Annotated in this window: 6 protein-coding genes; 1 reads left to right on the plus strand and 5 read right to left on the minus strand. The window is 62.5% G+C overall.

The window, feature by feature from the left end; all coding sequences use genetic code 11:
- Positions 1 to 101 precede the first annotated feature (101 nt).
- Positions 102 to 929 carry a methyltransferase domain-containing protein gene (locus HQL56_18180; GenBank protein MBF0311447.1) on the plus strand — a complete coding sequence of 276 codons (828 nt, stop codon included), beginning with the start codon at positions 102 to 104 and terminating at the stop codon, positions 927 to 929.
- Between the two features lie 6 nt (positions 930 to 935).
- Here the strand turns inward: HQL56_18180 and HQL56_18185 are convergent, their stop codons facing one another.
- From HQL56_18185 to HQL56_18205, 5 genes are all read right to left on the minus strand, one after another.
- A complete protein-coding gene (locus HQL56_18185) occupies positions 936 to 1,292 on the minus strand; it encodes a nucleotidyltransferase domain-containing protein (protein ID MBF0311448.1) in 357 nt (118 codons plus the stop codon).
- 218 nt (positions 1,293 to 1,510) lie between these two features.
- Complete coding sequence (locus HQL56_18190) at positions 1,511 to 2,194, minus strand: acylneuraminate cytidylyltransferase family protein (GenBank protein MBF0311449.1); 684 nt, start codon at positions 2,192 to 2,194, stop codon at positions 1,511 to 1,513.
- Positions 2,191 to 3,243 carry a nucleotidyltransferase family protein gene (locus HQL56_18195; protein MBF0311450.1) on the minus strand — a complete coding sequence of 351 codons (1,053 nt, stop codon included), beginning with the start codon at positions 3,241 to 3,243 and terminating at the stop codon, positions 2,191 to 2,193. The genes HQL56_18190 and HQL56_18195 overlap by 4 nt, the downstream gene beginning before the upstream one ends.
- 160 nt (positions 3,244 to 3,403) lie before the next feature.
- Entirely contained in the window at positions 3,404 to 4,024 is a 621-nt protein-coding gene (locus tag HQL56_18200; protein MBF0311451.1) for an acetyltransferase, read from the minus strand.
- 14 nt (positions 4,025 to 4,038) lie between these two features.
- Complete coding sequence (locus HQL56_18205; GenBank protein MBF0311452.1) at positions 4,039 to 4,707, minus strand: PIG-L family deacetylase; 669 nt, start codon at positions 4,705 to 4,707, stop codon at positions 4,039 to 4,041.
- Positions 4,708 to 4,865 lie beyond the last annotated feature (158 nt).

Raw genomic sequence — 4,865 nt, forward strand, 5'->3', positions numbered from 1 at the left:
TGCAGGTGAACCAAAATCCGGCGCAATCTGCACAAGTTATTTTGAATAGCCTCCTTGCCGTCGGAAACCCCGTCCCCCCTGCCCGAAGGGAAATCCCCCTCATGAGCGCCACCCCCGATCGCGCCGCACGCGAAACCCTGGAACGGGAACAGAGCTTTCACGACGCCTGGGCCGACGAACTGGACCTGAAAGCCGTGCCGGTGCGGGAGACCTTCACCCTCTCCACCTCGCCCGAGCCGCAGTGGCTGCTCTCCCGCATGGGGGATCTGCGCGGCAAACGGGTCATGGATCTGGGCTGCGGCGCGGGAGAAGGCGCGGTCTACTTCGCCTTGCAGGGAGCCTCGGTGGTGGCGGTGGATCTCTCGGAGGGCATGCTGCAAAAGGTGCAACAGGTGGCGGCCTTGCACGGCGTGACCCTGGAGACCCGGCAGGCTTCGGCGGACGATCTCTCCGCCTTCGAAGCGGAGAGTTTCGATTGCGTCTACGGAGCCAATCTGCTGCATCACGTCAACATCGACGCCACCCTGGCAGGCGTGGCGCGGGTGTTGAAACCGGGCGGCATGGCGGCCTTCTGGGATCCGGTGGAATACAATCCGGCCATCCAGGTCTATCGCCGCATGGCCACCGCCGTGCGCACCCCCGACGAACATCCGCTGCGCCGCAGCGACCTGGCCCTGTTCAGCCGATACTTTCAATCGGTGGAGAAACGCTTCTTCTGGTTCACCGCGTTGCTGATCTTCGTGAAGTTCTATCTCATCGACGGCATCCACCCCTCGGCGGACCGCTACTGGAAACGCATCCTGAGCCACGAAGCCGAAATCCGCGGCCTCTACCGCTTTCTGGCCCGGATGGATCGCGTTCTGCTGGCGGTGCTGCCCTTCCTGGGATGGTGGTGCTGGAACATGGCGGTTTTCGTGCGCAAGAAGTAGGCGGGATCAGTCACATCGTGCCTCTCCGGCAGGGACACGTTCATAAAGCACCCTGCCCTCCTGCAACGCACGGGCGATCAGATGGTTTTTGGCCGTGCGCCACTGCGCCACTTCGGCATCGCTGCACAGAACGATATCCTTGGCCACCGGGAGATCGGCCAACAGACGCCACAGTCTGGCCATGGCCTGACGACGGCTGTTGTGGAGACCGTAGCTTTCGCGGGTGATGATCAGCAGGTCCACATCCGAATCGGCTCGGGCCTCGCCACGGGCATGGGAACCGAACAGAACGATCCGTTCCGGATGGACGGATTCGGCGATGCGGGCGCTTATGAGAGCCAGGTCGGCAGCGTTCAAGGTCATTCGAGCGGTACCCCTTTTCTTTCGATACCATTCGGAACGGATGGGATGGAGTATAACCTGATCCGGAAGGAAAGGGGAAACCTCGATGCAACGTAACGGTTCCGCTCCCAGCGCGGCGTGACCGTATCAACAGCGATAGGATAAGTCCCAGGGCTCTGCCCCGAACCCTTCCGGGGGGGGAGGAGGTGGGGGGGATAACCTCCCCCCGGACCCCCGTATCACTCCTCCAACATGGCCCGCGCCAGCGCCAGATCCAGCGGGGCGTCGATATCGACCGAGCGTTCCGTGGACATGCGATAGGCACGGGTTTCCGGGGTCAGGAAGCGGCCCGTGCGGTGCAGCCAGTCGGTTTTGGCCATGTGGACCGCACCGTTGAGAATGAATACCGGGGGCAGCGCCTGACGGCGAAAAGCGACCGAATCCTCGCCCATCAACGGCGTCATGACCCCTTCCTGACCGATGCGGTACATCCAGCCGGGATTCTCCCGCGCCGGAGCCACCGACATCACCGCCGGCGCGCCGTTCAGACACATGCGGAAGCAGGCTTCCACATCTTCCGGCAGACGGAAGGGCGAGGTGGGTTGCAGCACCACCACGTAATCGTACTTCTTCTCCAGGGCATTCAAGGCATGGAAGACCACCTCCATGCCGGGGGTGTCGTCCTGCGCCAGTTCCGCGGGACGCACGAAGGGCACTTCACACTGATAGTGTCTGGCCATGGCGATGATCTCCTCGTCCTCGGATGAGAGAATGAAGCGGTCCAGCACGCGACAGCGCCGGGCCGTCTCGATGGTCCAGGCCAGCAGGGGCTTGTCGCCCAGCATGGCCACATTCTTGCGCGGTATGCCTTTGGAGCCGCCCCTGGCGGGGATCAGCCCCAGCAGAGAGGGTTTGCGGATCATGGTTCGAACACCTTCGGATAGTCCTGGCAGGCCTGTTGAAAATCGCCCATGCGCCCCACGTCGAGCCAGTAATCGAGGAAGGGAAAGGCGGTTGCCGTCATGCGGGCGTCGAAGATCTGCCGGAAGAGATCGGTCATGTCGAAGTAACGCCCCTTGGGAATCAGGGAGAGCACCTTCGGATCGAGCAGGTAGATGCCGGCGTTGACGAAGTAGGAGTTGACCGGTTTTTCCACCACCCGCACCAGGCGGTGGTGTTCCAGATCGACCACACCGTAGGGGATGACCTCTTCCACCTTGCGCACGCACATGGTGGCGCTGGCCTCGTGTTTCTGGTGGAAGTCGAGGACGTGGCTGAAGTTGATGCGGGTCAGCAGGTCACCGTTCATCACGAAGAAGGGCTTTTCGGGAACCTGCGGCAGCAGGGTCAGGGATCCGGCCGTGCCCAGGCGGGACTCCTCTTCCAGGTATTCGATCTGCACCCCCCAGCGGGATCCGTCCTCGAAATACTTCCGGATCATGTCCTTCATGTAGTTCACGGAGAGGAAAAACCGGCTGAAACCCGCCTGGATGAAGCTTTCCAGAATGATTTCCAGAATGGGTTTGGAGCCGATGCGCAGCAGCGGTTTGGGGCAGACTTCGGTGAGGGGGGCGAGGCGTTTGCCGAGACCGCCGGCCATCAGCACCACCCAGTTGTCGCGGGGACCTGGGCGGGAGAGGGCTTCCAGGGTTTCCAGCATGACCACGCGCCCCGCCTCGTCGAGGATGGGCACATGCACCAGGCCGTGGGCCTGCATCAGAGCCAGCAGGTACTCCTTGGAATCGGCCAGTTCCGCCGTGACCGGACGGGTGTTCATCACGGCGGTTACGGAGTCGTTGAGGCTGCATTTGCGCAGAATGCCGCGTCGCACGTCGCCGTCGGTGACCACGCCGAGCAGGGTGCGATCCCGACCGACCACCAAAGCCACGCGCATGGCCCCGCGATCGATAACCCCCAGGGCTTCGATGATGGTGGCTTCCGGGTAGACGAGTGTTTCTTCCCAATTCTTCATGGTTTGCATCCGCAGAAAGGTCAAGAACGCCTTTTAATCTTCTAAGTATCAAAAAAAGGAAATGTTTTGACTTTTTGTGTTATATTTATTGGCCAAAAGAAGAACGTCAAAGGATAGAACATTTTCTTTTTTTGATACTTAAAGGATAACATATTGAAAGTCAAAGAATTTTGGCTGGAACGCCCGCCACCCGTTGTCCATCCGGCACATCCCGCAACACCAGCGCACCGGCCCCGACCACCACGTCGTGGCCCAGGCGGACGCTCTGAATGACCGTGGCTCCGGCGCCAACGTGAACCCGATCCCCGGTTTGCACGCCGCCGCACAGCACGGCGCCGGGGGCCACCTGGCCGTGGGCTCCGAGCCGGGTGTCGTGATCCAGCACGGCGCGGGTGTTGACGATGGCGTTTTCGCCCATCCGACAGCCTGTTTGCAGCACCGCGCCCGCCATGATTTGCGCCCCCTCTCCCAGGATCACGTCCGGCGCGACGATGGCCGAGGGGTGGACCAGGGTCAGAAAGCGGAAACCTTTGCCGCGTGCGGCGGCAAAAACCGCCTGTCGCGCGGTCGAACTCCAGGTATTGCCCACGCCGTTGACCAGTTGCACGGTTTGGGGATTCAGCTCATCCAGATATTCGTCCCCGCCCAGCACCGGCCATGCTCCCGACTCCCCGACGGCGGGGTTGCGGTCGAGGATGCCGAGCAGGCGGTTTTCCCATCCCAGGGCGCGGACCAGGTCTCGCAGCACCCGTGCGTGGCCGCCGCCGCCCAGGAAGACGATTCTTTCGTGAGGGTTCACCGCCTCTCCTTGAGGAGCATGAAGGCTTCGGCGAAGCGGCAACCGCAGGCTGCGCCGCGCACCGTGGCCAGGGCGCGAAGGCCTTCCGCGCTGCGGGGAAAGGGGTGTGGACCCATTTCGCCCGGGTAGAGGCTCATGGCCACGAGTTTGGCCTCAAGATGATCCGTGCAATCCTCGAACCAGTTCGGCGCGAAACTTTGTGCGGGCAGGGCCGGGGCGAAATCGCTTTCGGAGGGGGTTTCCATCATCAGGATGCGACGCACCGAGGGGTGGCGGAAGGCTTTGGTGCAGGCGAAGGCGGCTTCGAAGGTGGCGCGGTGGTCGCTGTGGACATCCCAGGCGAAGGGCAGGTAGAGGATTTCGGGGTTCCAATCGGTGATGGCCTGGCTGATGAGGTTGACCCGTTCGGCCATGGGGATGGTTTCCACGCCCATGGGGGGCAGGCCGAGGCAGCGCATGTCCCGGAAGCCGTAGAAGCGGGTGATGGCGTCGATTTCGTTTTGGGTGCGGATGACCGATTCGGTGGAGAAGCCGAAGCGTTCTTCGCGGCGGGTGGCCAGGAGCCAGTAGAGTTCGTCGCCGGCGGCGCGGTGTTTGAGCAGGGTGGCTCCGCAGCCGAGGGTTTCGTCATCGGGATGCACGCCAACAACCAGGATTCGGCTCATGAAACGGTCTCCCTTTATACGGGGGTCCGGGGGGGATTATCCCCCCCGGTGGGGTTCGGGGCGAAGCCCCGAGGTGTTGACGTGGTCGTAGCGGTCCGCAGCAAATCACCCGACGAAAACAGGTCTCCGTCATACGGGGGTCCGGGGGGGATTATCCC

This window comes from Magnetococcales bacterium (genome assembly GCA_015231925.1).
Lineage (GTDB): Bacteria > Pseudomonadota > Magnetococcia > Magnetococcales > JADGAQ01 > JADGAQ01.

What these genes read in the sequence shown, in the direction of transcription:
- HQL56_18180 (MBF0311447.1), top strand. Translation starts at nt 102, where the DNA reads ATGAGCGCCACCCCCGATCGCGCCGCACGCGAAACCCTGGAACGGGAA.
- HQL56_18185 (MBF0311448.1), bottom strand. Translation starts at nt 1,292, where the DNA reads ATGACCTTGAACGCTGCCGACCTGGCTCTCATAAGCGCCCGCATCGCC.
- HQL56_18190 (MBF0311449.1), bottom strand. Translation starts at nt 2,194, where the DNA reads ATGATCCGCAAACCCTCTCTGCTGGGGCTGATCCCCGCCAGGGGCGGC.
- HQL56_18195 (MBF0311450.1), bottom strand. Translation starts at nt 3,243, where the DNA reads ATGAAGAATTGGGAAGAAACACTCGTCTACCCGGAAGCCACCATCATC.
- HQL56_18205 (MBF0311452.1), bottom strand. Translation starts at nt 4,707, where the DNA reads ATGAGCCGAATCCTGGTTGTTGGCGTGCATCCCGATGACGAAACCCTC.